This window comes from Sphingomonas sp. NBWT7 (genome assembly GCF_014217605.1).
Lineage (GTDB): Bacteria > Pseudomonadota > Alphaproteobacteria > Sphingomonadales > Sphingomonadaceae > Sphingomonas.
Genome location: NZ_CP043639.1, coordinates 955,622 through 982,016 on the forward strand (window position 1 = coordinate 955,622; position 26,395 = coordinate 982,016).

Consider the following 26,395-nt stretch of genomic DNA (forward strand, 5'->3'; position numbering starts at 1 on the left):
GGCGGGCGGTTCCCTTTAAACGGGTGCCTAACCTCTCGCGGCCGCTCTCGGGCTTTCCTGCGAGTGACCGAAAGTGACGATGATCGACGATAACGTCCGTCCGGTCCGGGCGCGGGCTGGCCGCCGGTCGGTTGCGGCACACACGGTGGCCCTGGCGGTTGACGGTCTCGTGGCGCTCGAAACGGCTTTCTCGGATGCTGATTTCGTTGCTCGGTTCGAACGGCTCGTCACCACGATCGTCGAAGCCCCCGGGCGCGTGATCCTGGCAGGAATGGGCAAGAGCGGAATCATCGCGCGCAAGATCACGGCAACGCTGACCTCGACCGGCGTGCCCGCGATGTTCCTGCACCCGGCGGAGGCGGGTCATGGTGACCTAGGCATGGTCACGGAGGGTGATGTCGTCGTCATCCTGAGCCGTTCAGGCGAGACCAGCGAGCTCGCGACGATCTTCGCCTATTGCAAGCGTTTCGCAATCAAAACGATAACGATTACCGCCCGCCTTAATTCGACGGCGGCACGCGCGGCAGATTTCGCGATACGCCTGCCCGTCGTCCGCGAGGCATGCCCGATCGAGCTGAGTCCGACGACATCGACGACGCTGCAATTGGTCTTCGGTGATGCACTTGCCATGACGCTGATGGCGCGGCGCGGGTTCTCGACCGACGACTTTCACAATTTCCATCCTGCCGGTCGGCTCGGCGCCAGGCTGCTGCGCGTGCGCGACATCATGGCGCGCGGCGGGGATGTACCGCGCGTCGCGCCCGATGCGACGCTGCTCGACGCGACGATCGAGATGACGCGAACGCGGCTCGGTGCAACGGCGGTGGTGGATGGCATGGGGTTGCTCGTCGGCGCGTTCACCGACGGCGATCTGCGACGATCGGTCACCCTGGAACGCGGCCTCACCGAAGCCGTCGGTCGCTTCATGAGCCCGAATCCGCTGTGCATCGGACCGAACGAACTCGCCTCGGAGGCGCTTCGCCTGCTGCAGGAACGCAACGTCCTTCTGCTGTTCGTCAACGATGGCGATCGGCTGGTCGGTGTCGTTCACATGCACGACGTGCTGCGCGCCGGCGTGGCCTGATCGCCGCGCGCCAGCCATGAGTGTTCTCGTCGTCATTCCCGCCCGCGCCGGATCGACCCGGCTGCCGATGAAGCCGCTGCGCGCGATCGCGGGCGTCACGTTGCTTCATCGGACCATCGCGCTGGCCCGCCGAGGCATGATCGGCGACGCCGCAAGCTTGGTGGTCGCAACCGACGATGCGCGCATCGCCGATCACGCCGCTGTCGTCGGATGCGCGGCAGTGATGACGGATTGCGCGATCTCGTCCGGCTCCGGTCGGGCGCTGGCCGCGGCACTGACGGCGCCGACCCCGCCTTCGATCGTCATCAACATGCAGGGGGACGCGCCGTTTCAGCCTGCGACCGCGCTTCCCGCCGTGATCGCCGCGTTGAGCGATAGCGCGATAGCGGTGGCGACGCCGGTGGTTCGGCTCACGTGGTCGGCGCTGGATTCGCTGCGCGCCCACAAGCTGATCGAGCCGTTCAGCGGGACGACCTGTGTTCGGGCGCCGAACGGTCGTGCGCACTGGTTTTCCAAGACGATCCTGCCCGTGATCCGCAACGAAGCCACCTTGCGCGCTTCGGGCGCACCCTGCCCCATATGGCGCCACGTCGGCCTCTACGGCTATCGCATGTCTGCACTACAGGATTTCGAGGCTGCCCCGCCTTCATCACTCGAACGCCTCGAAGGGCTTGAACAATTGCGCTTCTTCGATCTCGACATCGCGATCGATACCGTCGAAGTCACGCCAGCGCCGTTCGACATTTCCGGCATCGATACCGAAGCCGATATCGCGCGTGCCGAAGCGATGATCGCCCTTCACGGTGATCCGCATCAGCCATGAGGGCAATCATCGTCCGCCATGGCGATACCTTCCGGCATGACGAGGAACCGCGTCGGATCGGCGCGCGAACCGATCTGCCGTTGGTCGAAAGCGGGCGTGCACAGGCACAACGCCTCGCAGCGTCCTTTGCAGGAATGGCGATCGACGCCTGCCTGACCTCGTCCTTGCGGCGCACCCGCGAGACCGCTGCGATCGTCGCACCCGGCCTTCGCGCAAGACCTACAGATTGGCTGCGAGAGATCGACCACGGGCCGGATGAAGGCCTGCCTGAAACGGCGGTGCGAGCCCGGATCGGCGCCGCCGCATTGCTCGCTTGGGAAACCCGCGCTGTGGCGCCGACCGACTGGATCGTCGACGCCGCGGCGCGCCTGAAAGCCTGGCAAACCTTTTTTGCCACCGCGCACGGTACGATCCTGCTCGTCACGAGCAACGGCGCTGCCCGGTTCGCCCTCCTCGCGCTTGGCATGCCGCCTGCAAAGCTGCGGACGGGGGCATATGGCGAAATTGTCGACGGCCGCCTCATCGCGTGGGATGTCCGACCGGACGAACAGAGTCGATGCTAGGACCGCTCCTTTGCCACCGCGTCGATCCGCCGCAGCGTATCGATAAGCCCGGGCATCCAATCCAGCGGTAGCATCACCGGCCCGTCCGACGGGGCATTGTCCGGATCGTCGTGCGCCTCGGCGAATACGGCCGCCACGCCGACCGCGACGGCGGCGCGCGCCAGCGCCGGCGCGAAGCGCCGTTCGCCCCCCGATGATTGCCCCATGCCGCCCGGCGCCTGCACCGAATGCGTCGCGTCGTACATCACTGGATAACCGGTCTCGGCCATGATCGGCAGCGCGCGCAGATCGCTGACGAGCGTGTTGTAGCCGAAGCTGGCGCCACGATCGGTGAGAATGATCCGCGCGTTGCCCGTCGATGCGATCTTCGCCGCCACCGCCGCCATATCCCACGGTGCGAGGAACTGCCCCTTCTTGACGTTGATCGCCGCGCTCGTGCGACCCGCCGCGAGCAGCAGATCGGTTTGCCGGGACAGGAACGCGGGGATCTGCAGAATGTCCACCGCCTGCGCGGCTGCTTCTGCCTGCTCAGGTGCGTGAATATCGCTCAGCACCGGGCACCCGAGTGCCGCACGTACGTCAGCCAGGATCCGCAACCCCTCGTCGATGCCGACGCCGCGCCGCCCCGAAAGCGACGTTCGGTTCGCCTTGTCGAAGGATGCCTTGAAGACGAACGGCACGCCCGCCGCGCGCGCCACGTCGGCGAGCGCCTCGGCCAGCCTAAGGCAATGATCGCGACTCTCGATCTGGCACGGTCCGCTGACCAGCACGAATGGCCGATCGTTGCCGAATGTCACATCACCTACCGCGACATCGCTCATCAGCCGCGCGCCTTGACGAAGCGGCGTAGCAGCTGCCCACGCCAGGGCCAGGGTGCCGTATGGTAGTTCCAAAAGAACCATCCGAAGACCACGCAGGCAAGGTATGACGGCAAAGCCATCGGATCGCCGTTCGCGCGCATCGTTTGCAGGAATTGCCGATCGACCGACCAGCGTTGCCACTCACTGCCGCCGCCATTGATGCCGTACAGATTGTCGTGTCGACGGCAGCCGGCGTTGCGATTGTATTTGGTCGGATTAAGTAACAGACAGTAATTCCGTTCTCGCGCGGCCATTCGATCGTGTAGGCAGGCGCGATGGCGGGGTTCAAGCGCAAAGTCTTCTACGTCGGTGGGTTCGACCCCCGCGGAGTGCGCTTCTACCACGCGCTCGCTGTCGAGCAGATTGCCCGTTTTGCCGCGCTTACCGGTCGCCCCGCCGCGGTTTCAACGCGGCGCACGATCAGCGATCATCGCACCGATTGGTCGATCGAAGATTCCTCGGTCGGGACCACCACCGATTACAGCTTCCTGCGCTGGGACGATCTCGTCCGCGACGCCTGGATCCGCAATCCCTTCACGCTCGCGGTACGGGCGTGGCGCGCCTATAGCGCGAACCTGCGCCACCTCGATTTCGCTACCGGCAAACGGCTCGGCAAGGGGCCGCTCGTCACGCTATTCTATCCGCCGGTACTCACGCTAGCTTTCCCCATCCTCCTGGCACTGGTGATCTTTGCGATCGCCGCGATCTGGCTGCCCGCCACCATTGCATTGATCGTCGGCTTGCTTTTGGGAATTGCTATCGCTTCGCCGCTGCTGACGCGCTGGCATGCGCCCTGGCTGCTGCGTTTTTTCGTCTTCAACAGCGAGTTCGTCAGCGAGGTAGCCCAGCCCCGCCTCGAAGCCCGGTTGGACGCCTTCGCCGACGAAATCATCGCGAGCTTCGCCGAAGATTGGGACGAAATCCTGCTGCTCACGCACAGCAACGGCTCGATCCTTGCCGTACCACTGATGAACCGGCTGCTTGATCGATGCGCTGATACGCTGCCGCCGAACTTCGCGTTGGTGACGATGGGGCATTGCATTCCGCTCGTCGCCTGTCGGCGCGACGCGACGCGTTTTCACGATCAGCTGCGCCGTCTGGCGAACGTGGATTTACGGTGGGTGGACATCGGATCGCCGCCCGACGGGGCGGCCTATTTCGGTGTCGATCCGATGGCGATCGTCGCACCCCACACCCGGCCGCGCCTCGACCTGCTCAGCCCGCGTTTCCATCTGTTCTACGATCCGGCGACGTACCACAGCGGCTACGCGAACAAGTACGAGATTCATTTCGACTATCTGCGCATGGGGGACCGCGTCTCGCCGCTCGACTTCCCCAGCCTCATGACGGCGTCGCGTCCGATCGACGCATCGATCGCGGCGTTCCGCGAGATCGCCTAGTCGCATGTCCCTGCCCAACATCGGCGGTGAGCATCGTGACGGTCGCTTCACGCCGCCATTCCCCGATCCCCATCCGAAGAAATCATCGCTCTTCTGGCGCTTCGTGCGTGGGTGGAATTCGTGGATCCACGTGCTGTTCGCGAAGAGCTATACGATGAAGATGGGGGAGATCCGCACGCCGGGTCTCCACATGTATATCGCGAACGAGCTGCCGTTGGTGAAGCGGATCATGGCGAACTGGCGCGAGTTTCCCAAGCACCGCCTGCTCGTCCGCACGCTTGGGCCAGCGATCGGGAACAGCGTCTTTTCCGCCAATGGCGACGACTGGGCGACGCAACGTGCGATGATCAATCCGGCGTTTCAGCAGACCGCGCTCGGCCACACGCTGCCGATGATGCGGGCTGCGGCCGACGCGCTGGTCGAACGGCTTCGTGCGTGCGATCCGCTGCGCCCCGTCGATATCGATCCGCTGATGACGCACGTCGCCGCGGACGTTATTTTCCGGACGCTCTTTTCGGTGCCGCTCGATGCCGCGGGCGCGCAGCGCATCTACCGCGGGTTCAACCGGTTCCAGCGCCACGCCCAATCGGCGTCGATGATGCGCTTCTACCGCCTGCCCTCGTTCGGCTTCTTCCACCGCTCGCGGCGCGCGGCGGCCGCGATCCACGCCGTTTTTCAACCGATCGTGCAGGCGCGCTACGACGCCTATCACGCGGGAGCCGCGGCGCCGGCCGACGATATCCTCGCCGCGCTGCTTGCCGCCCGACATCCGGAGAGCGGCCGCCCGTTCACCTTCCACGAGCTGATGAGCCAAGTCTCGACGATCTTTCTCGCCGGCCACGAGACGTCGGCAAGCGCGATGAGCTGGACACTCTACTGTCTCGCCGAGGATCGGGCGACGCAGGCCGCCGTGCGCCGCGAAGTGGAGGCGATCAGTGGGGACGATCCGATCGACGCGGAGGCGATCAGGCGCCTATCCCTAACCCGCAACGTCTTCCGCGAGGCGCTACGCCTGTATCCGCCGGTCGCCTTCATGCCACGCGAGGTGACATGCCCCACACAGATGCGCGACAAGCAGCTCGCGCCTGGCGCGATGCTCGTCGTCTCGCCGTGGCTGATCCAGCGCAACGAGGACAATTGGGCCTGCCCCCACACGTTCGATCCAACGCGCTTCGACGATGCAGCGAACCGCGCCGCGATGCGTGAGGCATGGTTGCCGTTCGGCGCCGGCCCGCGCACCTGCGTCGGCCAAGGTTTCGCGATGCAGGAGGCTGTGGTCATCCTTGCCAGCGTGATCCGCGCGTTCGATTTCGCGCCGGTTCCGCGCGACGTGCCCGAACCGGTGAGCCGTCTGACCCTGCGCCCGAAGAACGGCATCCGGCTGCGCGTCACCCCACGCTGACCACGCAGGTGGAGCGTCCGGCGTCCGCGCCCTATATCGCTCACCGTGAGCGACGCCGTGCGCAAGATTATCCATATCGACATGGACGCCTTCTATGCGTCGGTCGAACAGCGCGACGAACCGGCGCTGCGCGGTCGGCCCGTCGCGGTGGGCGGATCACGGGCGCGCGGGGTAGTGGCCGCCGCCAGTTATGAAGCGCGCGCCTTCGGCGTACGCTCGGCGATGCCGTCGGTCACCGCGCTCCGGCGCTGTCCCGACCTAGTCTTCGTACCGCCACGGTTCGACGTCTATCGCGCGGTCAGCCGCCAGATCCACGAGATCTTCGCCGACTACACCGACCGCATCGAACCGCTAAGCCTCGACGAGGCCTATCTCGACGTTACCGAAGATCGCCACGGCCTGGGCTCCGCACGCGCGATCGCGGAGCAGATCCGCGCGCGTATCCGGGAAGCGACCGGCCTCACCGCCTCCGCCGGCGTCAGCTACAACAAATTCATCGCCAAGCTCGCCTCCGATCAGAACAAGCCCGACGGGCTATGCGTTATCCCGCCACGGCACGGCGCGGCTTTCGTCGCGGGGCTGCCGGTCAAACGCTTCCACGGCGTCGGGCCGGTCACGGCGGAAAAAATGGCGAGGCTCGGCATCGCGACCGGCGCAGACCTCGCGGCGCATCCGATCGCCTTCCTGCGCGCGCATTTCGGGAGCCACGCCGACTATTTGTTCGGCGCAGCTCGCGGCGTCGACGATCGGCCGGTGCGCGCTCACCGCCAGACGAAATCGATCGGTGCGGAACGCACGTTCGAGGTCAACATCACCGACGCCGCGGAGGCGGCAGCGGCGCTCGCCCACGTCGCCGACGCCGCCTGGATCCGCATCGCGCGCAGCGGTGAGCAGGGCCGCACCGTCACGCTCAAGCTGCGCGACGCGGCGTTCAACACGCGCACCCGTGCGCGCTCGCTGACGCGGCCGATCGCCGATACCGCCGAATTCCTGAGCATCGGCCAGGACCTCTTGTCACGCGAGCTTCCTGTCGCGGGCGGCATCCGGCTTCTAGGCCTGACGCTCTCGGGCATCCTCGATCACGTGCCCACCGTGCAGCCAACGCTGCCGCTCTAGGCCCCAATCTTCGCCCCCGCTGGACGTCGAGTCCGCGACGCGATAGCGTGGTTAACGGGGCGTTTAGGGGTTCAGGTCATCGACGATCCGTGGTTCTTCGTCGCGGTGGTGGCCAGCTTCGCGGGATATGCGATCTACCTCGCCGGTCTGCGTCAGCGCCTCGTCGAGCCAAACCGTGCGTCCTGGCTGATCTGGGGCACATCGACGACGATCGAGGCGGTCACCTATGCAGCGCTCAATCCCCGCACGCCACAATCCTACGTCTTCCTCCTGTCCGCCGCCGCGTGCCTCGGTATCGCGCTGGCGCTGTGGCGGCGCTCGCGCTGGAGCGCGCCCGACACGGTCGAAAGCCTTTGCATGGGGGCCAGCCTCGCAGCGATCGTGCTGTGGCTCGTGTTTCGCGAGGCGTTCTGGGCACACATGCTGGTGGTCGCGGTGGTGCCGATCAGCTTCTGGCCGACGTGGCGCTCCGCGATCGCCGATCGCGCGCGCGAACGATCCCCGGCATGGGGCTTGTGGACGGTCGGCGACCTCGCGACGCTGCTGCTCGCGACGCGATCGGGCAGCCAGGATGTCGGCGAATACGCCTATGTCTTCGTCGAGCTCGTCTGCCACGCCAGCGTGTGGTTCATCATCGGTCTGGCGACGATCAACCCGCTGCGCTCGTTCGGCTGGCGCGACGGGCGGCTACGTGTGCTGGACGCCTATGCCCCCGCGGTGAACCCGTTCCACATCGCGGAGAATCATCTCGGCAAGGCGGTCTATGCCGCACAGGGCTTCGTCGCGGGCGAGCGGATCGTGCGCTTCGGCGGCCGGCGCGTTTCGGCGAAGCGGCTGCCGCGCCGGCTGCTTGGGTCGCGTGACCGCTATCTGCAGGTGGCGCACGACGCGTATCTGGGGCCGTCCGGCGGAATCGACGATCTCGTCAACCACAGCTGCGCGCCCAACGCCGGCCTGCGCTTCGCCGCCGACGAGGTCGTGCTGATCGCGATCCGCGACATCGCGCAGAACGAGGAGATCACGTGGGACTATTCGACCACGCTGGCGGACGACGGCTGGTCGATGGGGTGCCGGTGCGGCGCCCCGATTTGTCGCGGCGTGGTGCGCGCCTTCGTCACACTGCCACCCGAACGGCAGCATTGGTATCTCGCGCGGAATATTGTCGCGCCCTATCTGCGCGGCACCAAGCCGCCTGCGACCAATCGCCGCGCTCTATGCGGCTTGGGATAGAAGCACCGGCGCCGGCGCGCGCAGTGTCAGGATCGCCACCGCACCGCGGCCGCGGCCCTCGCTTTCCAACCGCAGCGATCCCTCCATCGCGGTCATCGAATTGGCGCACCAGTGTAGCCCGAGCCCGCCCGATTTGTGTCGGCGGGTCGAAAAGCCGCGCTGGAACAAGGTAGCGCCTGTGTCGGGGTCGAAGCCCTCGCCGTCGTCACGGATCCTGACGATGACGGTATCGTCCGCCTCGCTCACCGATACCGCCAGCGATCCGCTCTGCCGCCCCGCCGCCGCGATCGCCTCGGCCGCATTGGCGAAGAGATTGCCGATCACCTGGCTCAGGATCACGCGATTGGCGAGCACCGGATGCGGTTGCGCGGGGAAGCTGAAGGCGATCGAGGTTCCCGCCGAATAGCGCGCGATCGTCGCGTTCTGCGCGATGATGTCGGTTACGTCGCACGCGGCCAGCGCGGGCCGCTCGTGCGCGTGCGCCTGCTGCTCGCCGATGATGTCGAGCACGTGCGCCATTGCCTCACGGCCGATCCCCAGCTGCAGCACCTGTTCGCGCCGCGCGGTGTCGAGCGCCTCGATCGCGGCGGCAACGAACGCCGCCAGCTTCGCGCGCCGGGCCGCAGGTATATCGTCGCGCGCCAGCTCGGTCGCCGCGCGGTCGAGCGTCGCGCGGTCGATCGGTGCGGCCTGCGCGATCCCGCGCCCGATGATCGTCGAGATCGGGTTCAGCGCGTTACGCACATTGTGCATCACCGCCACCGCGCTCTCCGATCGGCCAAGGGCAAAGGATTGTACCTCGACCTGCTCGCGCAGATCCTTGAGCTGGCTCAGCATCGCGTTGAAGCTTCGCACGAGCGAGCCAAGTTCGTCGCGTCGCCCGTCGTCGTCCAACAACGTCATCGATCCTGAGGCCCGAACGCGCAGCATATGCGTCTCGACCCGGGCGAGCGGCTTCAGCACCAGCCGCGCGATCATCCGGCGAAGCACCACCAGCACCACCAGCAGCAGCATCGTCGAACCGGCGACCGCGAGCAGCAGCATCCGTCGTCCCAGCACCGACACGTCACGCGGCACGACGAAATGGGCCCGCGCCACCGCACGTCCATCGGCACCGGTGATCGGCACCGCGATCGCCATTCGCGTCGGCGTGTTGCGTCCGCCCGGCAGCGTTTCGGTGCCAAGCTCGATCCGTGCGTTCAGCTGCAACAGCTCGCTTAGCTGTGCGGAGGTTATCTCGCGCGCCATGAGGACATAGCCACGCGGCGTGCCGGTTCCGTCGCTGCGCCGCACCTGCGCCACGCCGACCGCGGCGACGACGTCACCCAGGCGAGTGTAGTAATAGGTGGCATTGCGCCCCTTCAGCAACGCGGCAAGGTCGGTCCGATCGATCTCATCGATCAGCCGCCGCCGCATCGCGGCGCGCTCCTTGCGATCATCGTCGATCCAGCGCGCGATCAAGACACGGCGATCGGCGCCGACATAGGCCATGCCGTTGATATCAAGGTTCGCCATCGCCAATGGCGAGAAGCTTTCGCGCTCGAACGCCGCACTCGGCGTCGCCATGTAGTCGTAGCTGGCGTTCCAGTCGCCATAATCCTTGACCGCGCTCTCCACTTTGGAGGCATATTCGATCAGCGCGGCGCGCGTGCGATCGATATGCGCGGCTACCGCACGCTGCTCGAGCTCGTTGAAATTCGGGGTGATGACGCCGGCGAGCAGCATCGTGATGCCCAACGCGCCGGCGATACCGACGGCGGTCATGATAAGGACGAGTCGCGCCCCGAGCGATGACGGTTGACGCAGCCGGGTGATCAGCGAAGCCATGGCGCGGCGCACCGTCAGCCGTTGGTGCCGGTCGCGGCAAGTTCCTCGTCGTCAGGCGGGCCCGCAAGGTAGCGCGCTTCCGCCATCGCACGTGCCTCGTCGGCGGCGACCGGGCGCGAAAAGAGATACCCTTGCAGATGGCTCGCGCCCGCGGCGCGCAGCAGCGCGACCTGCATCTCGGTCTCCACCCCTTCCGCGATGACGCCAAGGCCAAGCGCGCGGCCGAGGTGAATGATCGAGTGGACGATCGCCGCCGATTCGCGCTCGCGGCCCATGCCGTCGATGAAGCTGCGATCGATCTTCAGGCTGTCGAGCGCGAATTTGCGGATGTTGTAGAGGCTGGAATAGCCGGTGCCGAAATCGTCCAGCGCGATGCGGAACCCCATCTGGCGCAGCTTGTACAGCGTCTCCAACGCACGCTCGGCATCATCGAAGATCGCCGTCTCGGTGATCTCGATCTGCAGCCGATGCGGCTCAACGCCAGCGCGCTGCACCTGCTCCATCACGTGACCGACGAAATTGTGCCGGCGGAACTGGCGCGGCGAGAAGTTGACCGACACATATTGCCCCGGCCACTGGCTCAACACCTCCAGCGACTTGGCGAGCACCCAATCGCCGAGTTCGTGAATGAGGTTCGATTCCTCGGCGATCGGAATGAAGATCGCCGGGCTGATCGGGCCGTGCTCCTTGGTGTACCAGCGCAGCAGCGCCTCGAACCCGACGATCTCGAACGTCCCGTTGGCGACGATCGGCTGATACACCATGCCCAGCTCATCGCGCGCGATCGCCTGCGACAGGCCATTCTCGATTCGGCGGCGCACGCGAATGCCCTCGTCCATGCTTTCGTCGAACAGGCGCGCGGTGTTGCGGCCCTGACGCTTGGCATCGTTGAGCGCGAGATCGGCACGCCTCATCAGATCGACCGGATCGCGCGCGCCCTCTTCGTCCGCGGTCACTACGCCCGCGGAGGCGGAGCCCTGCACGGAGTGGCCAAGCACTTTGATCGTCGTGCCGCAGGCCGCCACCACGCGATCGCACGCCATCACCGCCGCTTCGTCGCCCGCGGTGTCGAACAGCAGGCCGAATTCGTCGCCGCCCAGCCGTGCCATCATGCCGCCTTCGGGCAGCGCGCCCTGCAGCACGCCGCAGATCGCGCGGATCAGCTCGTCACCTGCCAGGTGCCCAAGCGTATCGTTGATAAGCTTGAACCGGTCGAGATCGACCATCGCGACCGCGAACCGGCCGGGCCGCCGCACCCGCTCGCCAAGCGCGCGCTGGAAGGCGAGCCGGTTGGGCGCATCGGTCAGCGTGTCGTGATTGGCGATATGGACCGCGCGGCTCTCGTTCGCGGCAAGTTCCGCCGCCTGCTCCTCCAGTTGGATCACCTGCTGCGCCAGTCTGGCGCGCGCCGCCTCGAGCTCTTGATCAACCTGCCAGCGGCGGCCGAGCGCGGTTGCAGTCTGCACGATTTCCGCCACTTCGAACGGTTTGGCGAGGTAAAAGATCTTGTCGGCCGGGCCGGCGACGCGGCTGATCTCGACCGGGGAAAAATCGGAATAGCCGGTGACGATCACGATGTTGATGTGCGGATCGAGCGCCCGGATGCGGGCCGCCGTCTCCTTGCCATCGATCCCCGGCGGCATGCGCACGTCGATGAATGCGACGGCGAAGGGATGGCCATCATGCATCGCCACCTCCACCGCAGCGACGGCGTCGAGCCCCTGTAGGTGATGAACGCACTCGAACGCCGGGACGTCCGGTGTCGCTCCGGCGTCGTCCGCCCCTTCCCCGAACAGGTCGCTCGCCATCGCCGACAGGGCGGTCGCGGCACCGTCGCCGATCGGCGCGAAGCTGCGCCGATACGATTCGTGCATCGCGGGTTCGTCGTCAACGATCAGCAAACGCATCAGCCATACCTCGAACGCCGGGCGACAGACCGCCCGAACTGATGTGTCATGCGTAAGCGGACGAGGTTACCGCTGCGTAAACGATGATTTTCATCAGCTTGCGCGAACCGCGCTCAGCCGGCGCGCAGCGCCTGTTCGCCGAGAACGATCGCGCCGAGCGGCCCGGCATTGTTGCCCAGCGCTGGGGGCACGACGAACGTGTCGACATCCTCCACCTCGGCAATCGCGATATAGCCGCCAAGCGATTGGCGCAGAGCGGCGCGCACGCGCGGGAAAAGGAATTGGCTTCCCACCATCACGCCCCCGCCCATCACGATGCGCCGCGGCACGCCGGTCAGCACCACCATGTGCAGCATCTGCGCCAGCGCGTGCACCACTCCGTCCCACGCGGGATGATCGGGCGGCAGATCCTCCCCCTTTATCCCGCTGCGCGCGGCGATTGCCGGGCCCGACGCCAGCCCTTCGACACAGGCGCCGTGGAACGGGCACACTCCGCTCCAGTCGTCACCGCCAAGGCGCTGCGGGCGAACATGGCCGAGCTCGCTGTGCGTCAGCCCGTCGACGGGTCGCCCGTGTGCCACCAGACCGACACCAATCCCGGTCCCGACGGTGACATAGGCGAGATCGTCGAGCCCCGCCGCCGCGCCCCATCGCGCTTCGCCCAGCGCCGCGCCGACAACGTCGCTGTGGAACCCCGTCGGCAAGCCGTACCGTGCCGCCAAACGGCGCGCGACATCGGTGCCCGCCCAGCCCGGCTTGGGCGTCGAGGTGATGCGGCCATAGTCGCCCGCTTTGGGGTCGATCGATACCGGCCCGAAGCTCGCGATGCCGAGCGCCGCATAGCCGCGCCAGCCGTCGATCACCGCTTTGATCGCCGCCAGGGTCTCGTCGGGCTTGGTCGTCGGCAGCTCGACGCGCTCGTGAACCGCTTCCGGCCCGCTCGCCAGCATGACGATGCACTTGGTGCCGCCCAGTTCAACCCCGGCGATCAGCGGCGCGTCGTCCATCGTCATTCCTCCAACGCCGCGGCGTCGATCCGCCGCAGCATCGCGACGAAATTGTCGAGTTCGGCCCTGGTGAAGCGTGCGAACACCTTCGCCTCCAGCTCGATCGCCTTGGGCGCGACGCTGGCGTAAAGGTCCCGCCCCGCATCGGTCAGCAACAGATGGTGCGATCTCTTGTCGCCGGGGTTGGGTGCGCGCACCAGCAGTCCGCGATCGACGAGTGCAATCGCGGCGCGACTCACCGTCACCTTGTCCATCCGCGTCCGCTCGCCGATCTCTGCCTGGGTGATCGCCGCCGCCTCCGCCACCACCGCGACGAGCCGCCACTCGGGGATCGTCAGCCCGAACAGCGATTCGTACGCACGCGCGATGCGATCGCTGACGAGGTTCGACGTGATCGAGAGGCGATACGGCAGGAACCGGTCGAGCACGAGCTGGTTGGTCATGATGCCAGCGGTAGCATTTGACACGATCCGCTCAAGGCGCGATGATGGTTTCAAATGATACCATTTGAGGATGCCGCCATGTCGACTGTCGCTTCGCTCGAGACGCCGCTGAGCCCTGCCGCCGATAATCCGCTCGGCCTCAACGGCTTTGAGTTCGTCGAATTCACCTCGCCCGATCCCGAGGCGATGGCGCGACAGTTCGAGCAGCTGGGCTTCGTCGCGACGCATCGCCACCCGACCAAAAACATCACGCGCTACAAGCAGGGCCGCATCAACCTGATGCTCAACCGCGACGAGGCGGGCCGGGTGAAGCAGTTTCGCAACGAACACGGCGCCTCGGCCAGCGCGATGGCGTTCCGTGTCGCCGATCCGGCCAAAGCGGTCGAGTGGGCCGTCGCCAACGGCGCCGAGCTGACGGACGAGGACGATACCGTCATCAAGGGGATCGGCGGCTCGTACCTTTATTTCATCAAGGACGATGCGGATCTTTACGCCAATTGGGCGAAATATCCGGGCTGGCAGGAGGCCGAGGCCAAGAATAACGTCGGGCTCGACCTGCTCGATCACCTCACCCACAATGTCCGCCGCGGCCAGATGCAGGTGTGGAGCCAGTTCTACCGCACGCTCTTCAATTTCGAGGAGCAGAAGTATTTCGACATCAAGGGCAAGGCGACGGGCCTGTTCAGCCAGGCGATGATCGCGCCCGACAAGGCGATCCGCATCCCGCTGAACGAGAGTCAGGACGACAATTCGCAGATCGAGGAATTCATCCGCGAATATCAGGGCGAAGGCATCCAACACCTCGCGCTGACCACCGACGATATCTACGACACCGTCGAGCGGCTGCGTGCCCGCGGCGTGAAGCTGCAGGACACGATCGAGACCTATTACGAGCTGGTTGACAAGCGCGTGCCCGGCCACGGCGAGGATCTCGAACGGCTGCGCAAGAACCGCATCCTGCTCGACGGCTCGATCGAGAATGGCGAGGGCATCCTGCTCCAGATCTTCACCGAGAACATGTTCGGCCCGATCTTCTTCGAGATCATCCAGCGCAAGGGCAACGAAGGCTTCGGCAACGGCAACTTCCAGGCGCTGTTCGAGTCGATCGAGCTCGATCAGATCCGTCGGGGCGTCATCAAGGTCGATGCCTGACCGATGATCGGGGCGCCTGCCTCGATCGAGGTGCGGTGCTTCGGCGCCGCCATCGACCGGCCAGCGCGGCAAAGCCGGCGCACAAGGCGCGGCTGTGCCGCGTCTGACGCGTCGGCGAGCCACACCACCCGAAACCCGTAATCAAAACAAGAACCCGCCCGAGGTGAGGATGCCCAACGACACCACCGCCCCCTACACCCCCGGCTTCGGCAACCATGTCGCGACCGAAGCAGTACCGGGCGCCCTCCCCATCGGCCGCAACTCGCCGCAAAAGCCGCCCTTCGGCCTCTACGCGGAGCAGCTCTCCGGCACCGCCTTCACCGCGCCGCGCCACGAAAACCGCCGCTCGTGGCTCTATCGCCTGCGCCCCTCCGCCGAGCACCCGCCCTTCACCCGCTACGAAGGCGCCCCACGATTTGCGCCGGGCACCGTCAAGGAACCGCTCGCGCCCAATCGCCTGCGCTGGGATCCCGTCGCCGGTGACACTGGCGTCGACCTGATCGACGGCATGACGACGATGCTCGCCAACCGCGATCCCGCCGATCTCGAAGGCGTCGCGATCCACCTCTATGCCGCCGACCGCGACATGGAGAACCGCGTCTTCGTCGACGCGGACGGCGAACTGCTGTTCGTGCCGCAGGAAGGTCGGCTGACGCTGCTCACCGAGCTTGGCCGCATCGACATCGCACCGGGCCAGATCGCGCTGGTGCCGCGCGGCGTGCGCTTCCGCGCGCTTCTGCCCGATGGCCTGGCGCGCGGCTATGTGATGGAAAACCACGGCGCGATGTTCCGCCTGCCCGATCTCGGGCCGATCGGCGCAAACGGCCTTGCCAACCCGCGCGATTTCGAAACGCCGACCGCCTGGTTCGAGGATCGCGACGAGCAGGTCGAGGTGATCCAGAAGTATCTCGGCAACCTGTGGCGTGCCGAGCTTCATCACTCGCCGCTCGATGTGGTCGCCTGGCACGGCAATCTCGCGCCGTGGCGCTACGATCTGGCGCATTTCAACACCATCAACACCGTCAGCTTCGACCATCCCGACCCGTCGATCTTCACCGTGCTGACTTCGCCGTCGGACGTGCCGGGCCGCGCCAACGCCGATTTCGTGATCTTCCCGCCGCGCTGGATGGTGGCGGAGGACACGTTCCGCCCACCCTGGTTCCACCGCAACATCATGTCCGAAGCGATGGGCCTCATCACCGGCGCCTATGACGCCAAGGCGGAAGGGTTCCGCCCCGGCGGACTCTCGCTCCATAATCTGCTGAGCGGGCACGGGCCGGACAAGGCGACGTGGGACGCCGCTTCCAATGCCGATCTCAAGCCGCACAAGATCGGCGGAACGATGGCGTTCATGCTCGAGAGCTGCTGGCCCTATCGCCCGACAGCCTTCGCGCTCGAGCACGCCCAGCCCGATTATGACGCCTGCTGGGCAGACTTTCCGAAGGCACGCCTGCCCTGACCGAGCGGCTCACCGCTACGCCTGCCGGTGTCACGCTCGGCGCGCTCGATCAGATCGCCGACGGTACCGCGCGCGGCTTCGTCCTCGAGATGCGCGCCGGCCGCTTCCACGGCTTCGTCGTTCGCCGCGGCGACAGCGCCTTCGGCTACGTCGATCGCTGCCCGCACATGGGCCTGCCGCTCGCGCAGAAGCTCGAAGATTACGTTGCCGGCGATCGCATCGTGTGCAGCTGGCACGGCGCGCTGTTCGATCCGGAGAGCGGCGCGTGCCTCGGCGGGCCGTGCCCCGGCACGCGCTTGACGCCGTGGCCCGTTCGGGTGGAGGCTGGCACCATCGTCACGGCGTGAGGGAGAGGCCATGAAGGCGCGCGCGAACGGCATCGAACTCGAATATGAGAGCTTCGGCGATCCCGCCGATCCCACCATCCTGCTCATCATGGGGCTTGGCGCGCAACTCACCCTATGGCCGCTGCCGCTGATCGAGGCGCTTGTCGCGCGCGGCTTTCGCGTCGTGCGATACGACAATCGCGATGTCGGCCTGTCGACCAAGCTCGACCGCGCCGGCCGTCCGCGCCTCGGGCTGATGATGATGCAGCGGCTGCTGCGCATGCAGCCGCGCGTCGCCTACACGCTCGGCGACATGGCCGCCGATGCGATCGGCCTGCTTGACTACCTCAAGGTGCGCCAGGCGCACATAGTCGGCGCCTCAATGGGCGGGATGATCGCACAGCTCGTGGCGGCGACCTATCCTGATCGCACGCTGTCGCTCACCTCGATCATGTCAACGACGGGCAATCCCGCACTGCCGCGCGCGACTCGCGAGGCGATGGACGTGCTCATCAACCGGCTGAAGACGACCGATATCGACGCGCTCGTCGCGCACGGCATCCGCGCGGCGCAGGTCACCGGCAGCCCGGCCTATCCCGTCGCGCCGGATCTCCTTGCGACCCGCATCCGCGAGACGATCGAGCGGTCGACCTATCCCGACGGCTTCGCACGGCAGATGGCGGCGATCATCGCCGACGGCGACCGCCGTCGGCGGCTGCAGGCGATCAAGGCGCCCACGGTCGTCATCCACGGCGCCGCCGATCCGCTCGTTCCGGTCGAGGGCGGGCGCGATACCGCGTCGAGCATCCCGGGCGCGCGGCTCGTCGAGCTCCCCGGCATGGGCCACAATTTGCCGGTCGAGCTAGTGCCGCAGATCGTCGCCGCGATCGAAAGCGTGGCGCGGCCATGAGCGCCGACGTTCCGCCGTCCCGTCGGTTGCGGATCGACTTCGTCTCCGACGTCGTCTGCCCGTGGTGCCTGATCGGCCTCGCCAACCTCGAACGTGCGCTCGCCGAGGTGGAGGACGAGGTCGACGTCGATCTCGTCTTTCACCCGCTGCAACTGAATCCCGGCCTGCCGCCCGAGGGAGAGGCGGCCGCGGACAATATGGCGCGCAAGTACGGCATCACGCCTGACGAGGCGCGCTCGCGCGGCGGCGCGGTGCGCGCCGCTGCGGAGGAAGCCGGCGTGTCCTTAGCCGGCCGCCCCGACCGGCTCTACGACACGTTCGACGCACACCGCCTGCTCCACTGGGCCAGCGCGAAAGGCCAGCAGCGCGCGCTCAAGCACGCGCTGCTCGCCGCGCATTTCACGCACGGCCGCAACGTCTCCGATCACGCCGTCCTCGCCGACACCGCGGCAGAGGCGGGGCTAGATCGTAACGAGGCGGTCGAGGTCCTTGTTAAGGGTCGCTACGCCACCGCGGTCCATGACGACGAGATCGCGTGGCGTGCCGAAGGAATCACCGCGGTTCCCACGATGGTGATCGATCGCGAGTTCGTGATCAGCGGCGCGCAGGCACCCGAGCGGATCGCGCGCGCGCTGCGCAAGCTCGCCGCGCGCTAGACCGCCAGCTCGCCCTTCTGCGCCGCCTTGGCGCGCGCGAAGCCGTCGCGCGCCTTCAGCCGCTCCCAATAGGCCGCGGTCGCCGGCGGAAAACCGTTGTCTATCTTGAGGCTCTTGGCGAGCAGCAGCGCGTAGCCGATCGAGATATCGGCCATGGTGAAGCGATCGCCGACCAGCCAGTCGCGCCCGTCGAGCGCGCGCTCGACGTGGCGGAGCCGCGAGTGGAACCACTGCGCGTAGTCGTCCGCGGCCTGTGGCAGGCGTCGCTCGGGCGGCTCGAGCATGCGGTAGCGCAGCACCAGGGTCTGCGGGAAGGTCAGCGTCGCCTCGCCGAAATGCAGCCAATTGAGCCACGCGCCGTAATCTGCGTCGTCCGACGCGACGGCGAGGTCGCTCGGCCCGTGCCGCACTGCCAGATATTCGAGCATCGCCGCCGATTCGCTCATCCGCGTCGCACCGTCGACCAGCAGGGGGATCGTGCCGAGCGGATTGACGTCGAGGTACGCCGGCTCCCGCACGCGCGGTGGAAAGGGCAAAAGATGCAGCCCGTACGGTAGCCGCATCTCCTCCAGCGCCCACAAAGGGCGGAACGATCGCGCATCGGCGCAGTGGTAAAGCTCGATCATCGTCCGCAATCCTACCAGGTATCGATGTAACGGCCCGATCGCCGCACAGGGGTCGAGGCGAGGCCGCGCAGAAGCCAGGTGCGCGTGTCGGCGGGATCGATCACCGCGTCGATCTCGAGATACTGAGCAACCGAGACGGCCTTGCCGCGCGCGTAAGAGCTCGCCACCAGCTCGCGATAGCGTTCGTCGCGCGCCGCCGGATCGTTGATCGCCTCCAATTCCTTGCGGTATCCCAGTCGCACCGCGCCCTCGAGCCCCATGCCGCCGAACTCCCCCGTCGGCCATGCCACCGTGAACGGTCCGGCGTGAAGCGATCCCCCCGCCATTGCCTGCGCGCCGAGCCCATAGGCCTTGCGCAGAACGACGGTGAAGACCGGCACACCCAGCGCCGCACCGACGATGAACATGCGCGATGCACGGCGGATCGGCGCGCTCTTCTCCGCCTCCGGCCCCACCATGAAGCCGGGCGTATCGCACAGCGACACTATCGGCACGCCGAACGCGTCGCACAGCTGGAAGAAGCGCGCCGCCTTGTCCGCCCCCTCGGCGTCGACCGCGCCCGAGAGGTAGCGGCAGTCGTTGGCGATCACGCCGACCGCACGCCCGTCGAGGCGTGCCAGCCCGGTGATCATCCCCCTGGCATAGCCGCCGCGCAGTTCGACGAAGCTTCCCGTATCGACCAATCCGTCGATGGCGCGGCGCACGTCGAACACGCGCAGCCGATCCTCGGGGACGACGTGGCGCAGCAAGCGCTGGTCGGGCGCGCTGCCGCCGTGCACCCGCCCCTGGAAGAACGACAGCAGCCGCCGCGCGAGATCGGTCGCTTCCGCCTCGTCCACGGCGAGCACGTCGATCGCACCGCTCGCCCAATGCACGTCGACCGGCCCCACTTCCTTCGGCGAATAGACGCCGAGCCCGCCACCCTCGATCATCGCCGGCCCGCCGACGCCGATATGCGCGTCGCGCGTCGCGATGGTGATGTCGCAGCTGCCGAACAGCACCGCATTGCCGGCGAAGGCATAGCCCGACGTGATGCCGATCCGCGGCGCGACGCCCGACAGCGCGGCGAAGCTCTTGAACGTCGGCACGTCGAGCCCGGTCGCGCCGACCGAATCGACGTCGCCCGGCCGCCCGCCCCCGCCCTCGGTGTAGAAGACGATCGGCAGCTTGAGGTCACCCGCGATGCCGAGCAGGCGATCGGTCTTGCGGTGATTGTTGTGCCCCTGCGTGCCCGCCAGAACCGTATAGTCATAGGCGAGGCCAAGGCACTTGGCCGCCTCCTCGCCGTGGTCGGCGGCGTTGACGGTGCCGATCCCGCCGATCATCCCGTCGGCAGGCGTGTTGCGCATCAGATCGTCGAGGCTGCGGCGCCGGCGCTGCGCCGCGATTGTCAGCGCGCCGTATTCGATGAAGCTACCGTCATCGAACAGGTCGGCGATATTCTCGCGCGCGGTGCGCTGCCCCGTCTTGCGGCGCCGCTCGACCGAAGCCGGCCGATGCTCGTCCAGCCCGAGCGCGTGTCGCTCGCGCACCTCGGCAAGATCGGCGCGGATCAGGTCGGGATCGATCGACGCCGCGGCTCGCACTTCACCGCCGTCGTCGTCTGCCGCGTCGAAGTGAAGGAACGGCGCGCCCTCGTCGATCACCTGCCCCGCCGCCGCCGCGATCGCGCGGACCACCCCGCCGCGTTGCGCGACGACCGCGTGCTGCATCTTCAGCGCCTCGATCGTGCCCACCTCGGCGCCCGCGGTGATGCGCTCGCCGACCGCCGCGGTGATCTGTACGACGACGCCCGCCAGCGGCGCCGCGATCGCCTCCGCGTCCGCCGGCATGCTCTCGGCGGATACTGGCGGCGCCAGGGCGGCGATATTCTCGTCGAACCATCGCGTGTTGACCGCGCCCGTTGCCACCTCCGCGCGATCGAGAAGCGTCGCGAGCAGCGGCAGGTTCGTCGCCATCCCGGCGATGCGATATTCCGCCACCGCGCGCCGTACGCGCGCGACCGTCGTCGCCCAATCGGGCCCGTGCACGATCAGCTTGGCAACCATCGGGTCGAAGCGCGGGTTCGCCCTGGTCCCGATCGCGATCGCGCCGTCGATCCGTATTCCCGGTCCGCCCGGCGGATCGAGCCGCGAAACCGCTCCGCCCGCCGCGCGCGATATGCCGTCGGGCCCGATCGTTTCGGCGTTGACGCGTAGTTGAACCGCCACACCGCGCGCAGCGGCGGGGACCGTCGGCAGCGGCTCGCCCATCGCCAGCCGCAGCTGTAGCGCGACGAGATCGATCCCAAACACTTCCTCAGTGACGGTATGTTCGACCTGAAGGCGCGGATTGACCTCGAGAAACGCGAAGGCCTCCGCGTCGTCCGCGGCGCGCGTGCGATCGACCAGGAATTCCGCGGTCGCGAGACCGACGTAGCCGGTGCCGTCGAGCAGCCGCAGCGCCGCCCCCTCGATCCGCGTGCGCAGCGCATCGTCCAGGCTGTGCGCCGGAGCGATCTCGATCACTTTCTGGTGCCGCCGCTGCACCGTGCAGTCGCGCGTGCCGAATGCCGCAACCCGCCCCGCCGCATCGCCCGCCAGCTGCACCTCGATATGCTTGGCATCGGCAATGTAGCGCTCGACGATCACACCGTCCGATCCGAACGCCGCCAGCGCCTCAGCGCCCGCCGCCGCGATCTGCGCGGGCAGCGTCGCGCGATCGGTCACCACGCGGATGCCGCGGCCGCCGCCCCCCGCCACCGCCTTGACGATGACCGGCCCGTCCGCCGCGTCGCCCTCGGCTAGCACCGGTACCCCGGCCCCGGCCGCGTGCCGCTTCGCCGCCGCCTTGTCGCCGAACAGCGCCAGCAGGCGCGCGCCGGGCCCGACGAACGTCAGCCCGGCCGCCGCACATGCCGCGGCGAAATCAGCATTCTCGCTCAAGAAGCCGTAGCCGGGGTGAATCGCATCGCACCCCGCCTCACGCGCCGCCGCGACGACGGCCGCGATGTCGAGGTACGCCGCCGGCCCGTCCCCCGCCAAGGCGATCGCGCGATCGGCGGCAGCGACGTGCAGCGCGTCGGCATCGTCGGCGGAATGGATCGCGACGGTCTCGATGCCCAGTGCGGCGGCGGTGCGCGCGATGCGGATCGCGATCTCGCCGCGGTTGGCGATCAACAGGCTTCGGATGGCCCCTCTCCTTTCATCGTCCTTTCGAGCCGATCGCCCCTTTGCATCAACTCTTTTTTGCTGGCACGCCGTCGCGCAGCCGAGCCGACGGCAGGGGGATCGACGAGACATGCAATTCGAAACCGCGGCCACCCCGCGCACGCCGATCGCGTGGTATCGGCAGCTCTACGTCCAGGTACTGATCGCAATCGCGCTCGGCGTTGCGATCGGCCACATCTACCCCGATGCCGGCGCCGCGCTGAAGCCGCTCGGCGATGGCTTTATCAAGCTCGTCAAGATGATCATCGCGCCGGTCATCTTCCTCACCATCGTCACCGGCATCGCCGGGATGCGCGATCTCGCGCGCGTCGGGCGCGTCGCCGCCAAGGCATTCGGCTATTTCCTGTTCTTCTCGACGCTCGCGCTGATCGTCGGACTGATCGTCGCCAACGTCGTGCAGCCCGGCGCCGGGCTCGACATCGATCCAGCAACGCTCGATGCCGGCGCCGTATCGGGCTATGCCGCCAAGGCGCATGAAACGACGCTGACCGGCTTCCTGCTGTCGGTCATCCCGGACACGTTCGTCTCCGCGCTCACCGCCGGCAACATCCTCCAGGTGCTGTTCGTCGCGATCCTGTTCGGCATCGCGCTCGCCTCGATTGGCGATCGGGGAGACCGCATCGTATCGGTGCTCGAGGATATTTCGATCGCAGTGTTCAAGCTTGTTTCGATCCTGATGCGCGCGGCGCCGATCGGGGCGTTCGGCGCGATGGCGTTCACCATCGCCACCTATGGCGTCGGCACGCTCGCCAACCTTGCCGGGCTCGTCGCGACCTTCTATCTCACCTCGTTGCTGTTCGTTCTGCTCGTACTTGGAACGGTCGCGTGGATGTGCGGCTTCTCGATCCTGCGCCTCATCGTCTATCTCAAGGCCGAGCTGCTGCTCGTCCTCGGCACATCGTCGTCCGAAGCGGCACTGCCGGCGCTGATCGAGAAGATGCAGCGTGCCGGCGCGCCGAAGTCTATCGTCGGGCTCGTCGTCCCGGCGGGCTATTCATTCAATCTCGACGGCACCAACATTTACATGACACTCGCCGCCCTGTTCATCGCGCAAGCCACCAACACCGATCTGTCGCTCGGCGAGCAGCTGCTGCTCCTTGTCGTCGCGATGCTCTCGTCCAAGGGGGCGGCGGGTGTCACCGGCGCGGGCTTCATCACGCTCGCCGCGACGCTGTCGATCGTGCCGACTGTCCCCGTCGCCGGCATGGCGCTGATCCTCGGCGTCGATCGCTTCATGTCCGAATGCCGCAGCCTCACCAATTTCGTCGGCAACGCCGTCGCAACGCTCGTCGTCGCGCGCTGGGAGGGCGAGCTCGACCGCGCGCAGCTTGACGCCGCGCTCGCCGGGCGGCTGCCGCCGATCGAGAATTTGCCCGATGGCGAGGTCGCACCATGAACCCGCGGCTCAAGTCGATCGTCGGCGGATCGACCGGCAATCTCGTCGAATGGTACGATTGGTACGCCTATTCCGCCTTCACGCTGTATTTCGCGCCGCATTTCTTCCCCGCCGGCGATCGCACCGCGCAACTGCTCAGCGCCGCCGCGGTCTTCGCGGTCGGCTTCGTCATGCGGCCGATCGGGGCGTGGATCATGGGCATTTACGCCGACCGCCGGGGCCGCAAGGCGGGGCTGACGCTGTCGGTGACGCTGATGTGCGCGGGCTCGTTCCTCATCGCGGTCACGCCGGGGTACGAGACGATCGGCGTCCTCGCCCCCGCGTTGCTCGTCGTCGCGCGGCTGATGCAGGGGCTGTCGGTCGGCGGTGAGTACGGCGCGAGCGCGACGTATCTGTCCGAGATGGCGGGCAGGCAGCACCGCGGTTTCTTCTCGAGCTTCCAGTACGTCACGCTGATCGCGGGGCAGCTCGTCGCGCTGCTTGTCCTGCTATTGCTGCAATCGACGATGAGCGAGGCCGCGCTAGACGCCTGGGGCTGGCGCATCCCCTTCGCGATCGGCGGCGTGCTCGCGATCGTCGTGTTCCGCATCCGCCGCGGGCTCGCCGAAACGGAGAGCTTCAAGCGCGCCGAAGGGCCCAAGTCGGGGTTCTGGACGCTGGTGACGCAGCACCCGCGCGAGACGGCGACCGTCATGCTGCTCACCGCCGGCGGCACGCTCGCATTCTATGCATACTCGATCTACATGCAGAAGTTCCTGGTCAACACCAGCGGCTTCGATCGCGCGGTGGCAAGCCGGATCAACGCCGCGACGCTGTTCGTCTTCATGTGCCTCCAGCCGCTCGCCGGCGCGCTCAGCGATCGCATCGGGCGCAAGCCGCTGATGGTCGGCTTCGGCATCCTCGGCTGCCTCGCGACCTATCCGATCTTCGCCGCGCTGGAGACGGTGAGGAGCCCGCTCGTCGCCGGCCTGCTCGTGATGGCGGCGCTGGTGATCGTCACCGGTTACACGTCGATCAACGCGGTGGTGAAGGCGGAGCTGTTCCCCGCCAACATCCGCGCGCTCGGCGTCGCGCTGCCCTACGCGCTCGCCAACACGCTGTTTGGCGGCACCGCCGAATATGTCGCGCTGCGCTTCAAGAACGCGGGTTGGGAGCGCGGCTTCTACTGGTACGTCACAGCGATGATCGGCGTGTCGCTCGTCGTCTATCTGCGCATGCGCGACACGCGCGCGACCAGCCGCATCAACGAGGATTAACGGCCGACAGACTTACGGCCGCGGCGCCAGCGCCGGCACGCCGCGCGCCGCCTCGTGCGGCTCGATCCCCGGCCGCGCACCCGCCGCCAGCGTCTCGTCGCCGCGCGCCACCCGAGCCGCGCGCTGGATTGCCTCCACCAGTCGCGGATAGACGCCGCAGCGGCAAAGGTTGGTGATCGACTGGCGGATCTTCGCCTCCGAAGGATCGCGATCGTTCTTGATCAGCACCGCCGCCGCCATGACGATTCCGGGGATGCAATAGCCGCACTGAACGACATTCTCCGCCAGCATCGCGAGCTGCACCGGATGTGCCCGGTCGCGCGACAGCCCCTCGATCGTCGTCACGAAGCTGCCCTCGACCGACGCGATCGTCACCTGGCACGAACGCACCGCACGCCCGTCGACGTCGACGGTACACGCCCCGCACGCGCCCGTGCCGCAGCCGTATTTCGCGCCGGTCAGGTTCGACGCGTCGCGCAGCGCCCACAGCAGCGGGGTGGCGGGGTCGAGGCGATATTCGATCGCCTCGTTGTTCACCGTCAGCTTCGTCATCTAGCGCTCAATAGCCGAGCGCGGCGACCTCCGCATCATCGAAGCCCAGGCTGCGCAGCACGCCCGCGTCGTCGCGGTTGCCGCCCATGTCGGGCGCCACCGTGCCGCTCTTCGAGTAGCGCGGTGCCGGCGCGGGCTGCTTGATCCCGCCCGCTTCGACGAAGGTGCCGCGCGCCTTGTTGTGCGCATCGTCATATGCCTCGTCGAAGCCCAGCACCGGCGCGAAGCACACGTCGTGGCCCTTGAACGCGGCAACCCATTCGTCGCGGCTCTTCGTCTTGAACAGCTGCGTCAGCTCGTCCTTCAACGCGGGCCATTGCCGCGCGTCCATCTGCGCCGCCCATTTGTCATCGCCGAGGCCCATCACCTGGCGGAACTCCGCGTAGAATTGCGGCTCGATCGCGCCCAGCGAGATGAACTTGCCGTCGCTAGCCTCGTAGGTGTCGTAGAAGTGCGCGGCGGTATCGAGCAAATTGGTGCCGCGCTCGTCGCTCCAGCGGCCCATGCCGCGGAAGCCCCACATCATCGTCATCAGCACCGCCGACCCGTCGGTCATCGCCGCGTCGACCACTTGCCCCTCTCCGGTGCGCGCGGCGTGGAGCAGCGCCGCCAGCATGCCGTAGGCAAGGAACATCCCGCCCCCACCGAAATCGCCGACCATGTTGATCGGCGGCGTCGGCTTCTCGCCCTTGCGGCCGAACGCGTGCAGCGCGCCCGAGATCGCGATATAGTTGATGTCGTGCCCCGGCTCGGGCGCCATCGGGCCGTACTGCCCCCAGCCGGTCATGCGCCCGTAGACGAGCTTGGGGTTGTCGGCGAGCAACACGTCCGGCCCAAGGCCAAGCCGCTCCATCACGCCCGGCCGGAAGCCCTCGATGATCGCATCGGCGCTCTTCACGATCTTGCGCACCGCGGCGATCGACTTCGGGTCCTTCAGGTCCATCCCGATCGACTTGCGACTGCGCAGCAGCGGGTCCTGCTCCGCCACCGCATTGCCCTGCGGCTTGCCGGGTCGATCGATACGGATCACCTCCGCACCGTGATCGGCGAGCATCATGCCCGCGAACGGCCCCGGGCCGATGCCGGCAAATTCGACGATGCGGATGCCGGCGAGGGGTGGCGTGCTCACGGATGCTCTCTCCTGGTTACGTTTCCGGCAGGAGGTATCGCGCCGTCGCGGCAAGCACAACA

The 26,395-nt window shown here is 67.3% G+C and carries 24 protein-coding genes; 14 read left to right on the forward strand and 10 right to left on the reverse strand.

Going from position 1 to position 26,395, the window contains the following annotated elements:
* The first annotated feature begins 79 nt into the window (after positions 1-79).
* The 3 genes from F1C10_RS04785 to F1C10_RS04795 are packed head-to-tail and all read left to right on the forward strand — an operon-like array spanning position 80 to position 2,470.
* A complete protein-coding gene (locus tag F1C10_RS04785; RefSeq protein WP_185209237.1) occupies positions 80-1,084 on the forward strand; it encodes an SIS domain-containing protein in 1,005 nt (334 codons plus the stop codon).
* A 16-nt stretch (positions 1,085-1,100) separates the two neighbouring features.
* Positions 1,101-1,907, forward strand: coding sequence for a 3-deoxy-manno-octulosonate cytidylyltransferase (gene kdsB / locus F1C10_RS04790; protein ID WP_185209239.1), 807 nt, complete (start codon positions 1,101-1,103; stop codon positions 1,905-1,907).
* Positions 1,904-2,470: a histidine phosphatase family protein gene (locus F1C10_RS04795; protein WP_185209241.1), complete on the forward strand. Its 567-nt coding sequence runs from the start codon at positions 1,904-1,906 to the stop codon at positions 2,468-2,470. Before kdsB ends, F1C10_RS04795 begins: the two co-directional genes overlap by 4 nt.
* On the opposite strand, the gene kdsA is transcribed toward F1C10_RS04795, so the two are convergent.
* Together kdsA and F1C10_RS04805 are read right to left on the reverse strand one after the other, a co-directional pair.
* Positions 2,467-3,291, reverse strand: coding sequence for a 3-deoxy-8-phosphooctulonate synthase (gene kdsA, locus F1C10_RS04800; protein ID WP_185209243.1), 825 nt, complete (start codon positions 3,289-3,291; stop codon positions 2,467-2,469). The genes F1C10_RS04795 and kdsA overlap by 4 nt on opposite strands.
* A complete protein-coding gene (locus F1C10_RS04805) occupies positions 3,291-3,584 on the reverse strand; it encodes a hypothetical protein (protein ID WP_185209245.1) in 294 nt (97 codons plus the stop codon). The genes kdsA and F1C10_RS04805 overlap by 1 nt, the downstream gene beginning before the upstream one ends.
* A 21-nt stretch (positions 3,585-3,605) precedes the next feature.
* Between F1C10_RS04805 and F1C10_RS04810 the strand changes: the two genes are divergently transcribed.
* The 4 genes from F1C10_RS04810 to F1C10_RS04825 all read left to right on the forward strand — a co-directional run bounded on the left by F1C10_RS04810 (position 3,606) and on the right by F1C10_RS04825 (position 8,478).
* On the forward strand, positions 3,606-4,730 hold the full coding sequence (locus F1C10_RS04810) for a hypothetical protein (RefSeq protein WP_185209247.1): 1,125 nt from the start codon (positions 3,606-3,608) through the stop codon (positions 4,728-4,730).
* 4 nt (positions 4,731-4,734) lie between these two features.
* Entirely contained in the window at positions 4,735-6,132 is a 1,398-nt protein-coding gene (locus F1C10_RS04815; RefSeq protein WP_185209257.1) for a cytochrome P450, read from the forward strand.
* Between the two features lie 81 nt (positions 6,133-6,213).
* Positions 6,214-7,248: a DNA polymerase IV gene (dinB, locus tag F1C10_RS04820; RefSeq protein WP_185210078.1), complete on the forward strand. Its 1,035-nt coding sequence runs from the start codon at positions 6,214-6,216 to the stop codon at positions 7,246-7,248.
* Positions 7,249-7,353: 105 nt separating this feature from the next.
* Complete coding sequence (locus F1C10_RS04825) at positions 7,354-8,478, forward strand: SET domain-containing protein (protein WP_258043073.1); 1,125 nt, start codon at positions 7,354-7,356, stop codon at positions 8,476-8,478.
* On the opposite strand, the gene F1C10_RS04830 is transcribed toward F1C10_RS04825, so the two are convergent.
* The 4 genes from F1C10_RS04830 to F1C10_RS04845 form a co-directional block, all read right to left on the reverse strand.
* Positions 8,461-10,242 (reverse strand): CHASE4 domain-containing protein, encoded by a 1,782-nt coding sequence (locus F1C10_RS04830; protein ID WP_258043074.1) that lies wholly within the window; start codon positions 10,240-10,242, stop codon positions 8,461-8,463. The two genes, F1C10_RS04825 and F1C10_RS04830, sit on opposite strands and share 18 nt — an antisense overlap.
* Before the next feature lie 77 nt (positions 10,243-10,319).
* Positions 10,320-12,212: a bifunctional diguanylate cyclase/phosphodiesterase gene (locus tag F1C10_RS04835; protein WP_185209261.1), complete on the reverse strand. Its 1,893-nt coding sequence runs from the start codon at positions 12,210-12,212 to the stop codon at positions 10,320-10,322.
* Between the two features lie 113 nt (positions 12,213-12,325).
* Complete coding sequence (locus F1C10_RS04840; protein WP_185209263.1) at positions 12,326-13,219, reverse strand: ROK family protein; 894 nt, start codon at positions 13,217-13,219, stop codon at positions 12,326-12,328.
* 2 nt (positions 13,220-13,221) lie between these two features.
* The gene (locus tag F1C10_RS04845; protein ID WP_185209265.1) at positions 13,222-13,662 is read right to left on the reverse strand and encodes a MarR family winged helix-turn-helix transcriptional regulator; all 441 of its coding nucleotides are present in this window, start codon (positions 13,660-13,662) and stop codon (positions 13,222-13,224) included.
* A 78-nt stretch (positions 13,663-13,740) separates the two neighbouring features.
* Between F1C10_RS04845 and hppD the strand changes: the two genes are divergently transcribed.
* From hppD to F1C10_RS04870, 5 genes are all read left to right on the forward strand, one after another.
* On the forward strand, positions 13,741-14,814 hold the full coding sequence (gene hppD / locus F1C10_RS04850; protein WP_258043075.1) for a 4-hydroxyphenylpyruvate dioxygenase: 1,074 nt from the start codon (positions 13,741-13,743) through the stop codon (positions 14,812-14,814).
* Between the two features lie 169 nt (positions 14,815-14,983).
* Entirely contained in the window at positions 14,984-16,273 is a 1,290-nt protein-coding gene (hmgA, locus tag F1C10_RS04855) for a homogentisate 1,2-dioxygenase (RefSeq protein WP_185209268.1), read from the forward strand.
* Positions 16,270-16,620 (forward strand): Rieske (2Fe-2S) protein, encoded by a 351-nt coding sequence (locus F1C10_RS04860; RefSeq protein ID WP_258043142.1) that lies wholly within the window; start codon positions 16,270-16,272, stop codon positions 16,618-16,620. The genes hmgA and F1C10_RS04860 overlap by 4 nt, the downstream gene beginning before the upstream one ends.
* A 10-nt stretch (positions 16,621-16,630) precedes the next feature.
* Positions 16,631-17,509, forward strand: a complete 879-nt coding sequence (locus tag F1C10_RS04865) for an alpha/beta fold hydrolase (protein ID WP_185209272.1) — start codon at positions 16,631-16,633, stop codon at positions 17,507-17,509.
* Positions 17,506-18,165: a DsbA family oxidoreductase gene (locus F1C10_RS04870; protein ID WP_185209274.1), complete on the forward strand. Its 660-nt coding sequence runs from the start codon at positions 17,506-17,508 to the stop codon at positions 18,163-18,165. The genes F1C10_RS04865 and F1C10_RS04870 overlap by 4 nt, the downstream gene beginning before the upstream one ends.
* Here the strand turns inward: F1C10_RS04870 and F1C10_RS04875 are convergent.
* Together F1C10_RS04875 and F1C10_RS04880 are read right to left on the reverse strand one after the other, a co-directional pair.
* Positions 18,162-18,791: a glutathione S-transferase family protein gene (locus tag F1C10_RS04875; RefSeq protein WP_185209276.1), complete on the reverse strand. Its 630-nt coding sequence runs from the start codon at positions 18,789-18,791 to the stop codon at positions 18,162-18,164. The genes F1C10_RS04870 and F1C10_RS04875 overlap by 4 nt on opposite strands.
* Positions 18,792-18,802: 11 nt before the next feature.
* Entirely contained in the window at positions 18,803-21,949 is a 3,147-nt protein-coding gene (locus F1C10_RS04880) for a carboxyl transferase domain-containing protein (RefSeq protein WP_219729792.1), read from the reverse strand.
* A gap of 121 nt (positions 21,950-22,070) precedes the next feature.
* Here F1C10_RS04880 and F1C10_RS04885 point away from each other — a divergent pair, with 121 nt between their 5' ends.
* Both F1C10_RS04885 and F1C10_RS04890 read left to right on the forward strand, forming a co-directional pair.
* The gene (locus F1C10_RS04885) at positions 22,071-23,396 is read left to right on the forward strand and encodes a dicarboxylate/amino acid:cation symporter (RefSeq protein ID WP_185209280.1); all 1,326 of its coding nucleotides are present in this window, start codon (positions 22,071-22,073) and stop codon (positions 23,394-23,396) included.
* On the forward strand, positions 23,393-24,652 hold the full coding sequence (locus F1C10_RS04890) for an MFS transporter (RefSeq protein ID WP_185209282.1): 1,260 nt from the start codon (positions 23,393-23,395) through the stop codon (positions 24,650-24,652). The genes F1C10_RS04885 and F1C10_RS04890 overlap by 4 nt, the downstream gene beginning before the upstream one ends.
* Positions 24,653-24,664: 12 nt before the next feature.
* Here the strand turns inward: F1C10_RS04890 and F1C10_RS04895 are convergent, their stop codons facing one another.
* On the reverse strand, positions 24,665-25,204 hold the full coding sequence (locus F1C10_RS04895) for a (2Fe-2S)-binding protein (RefSeq protein ID WP_185209284.1): 540 nt from the start codon (positions 25,202-25,204) through the stop codon (positions 24,665-24,667).
* 7 nt (positions 25,205-25,211) lie between these two features.
* Positions 25,212-26,333: a CaiB/BaiF CoA-transferase family protein gene (locus F1C10_RS04900; protein ID WP_185209286.1), complete on the reverse strand. Its 1,122-nt coding sequence runs from the start codon at positions 26,331-26,333 to the stop codon at positions 25,212-25,214.
* Positions 26,334-26,395: the final 62 nt, after the last annotated feature.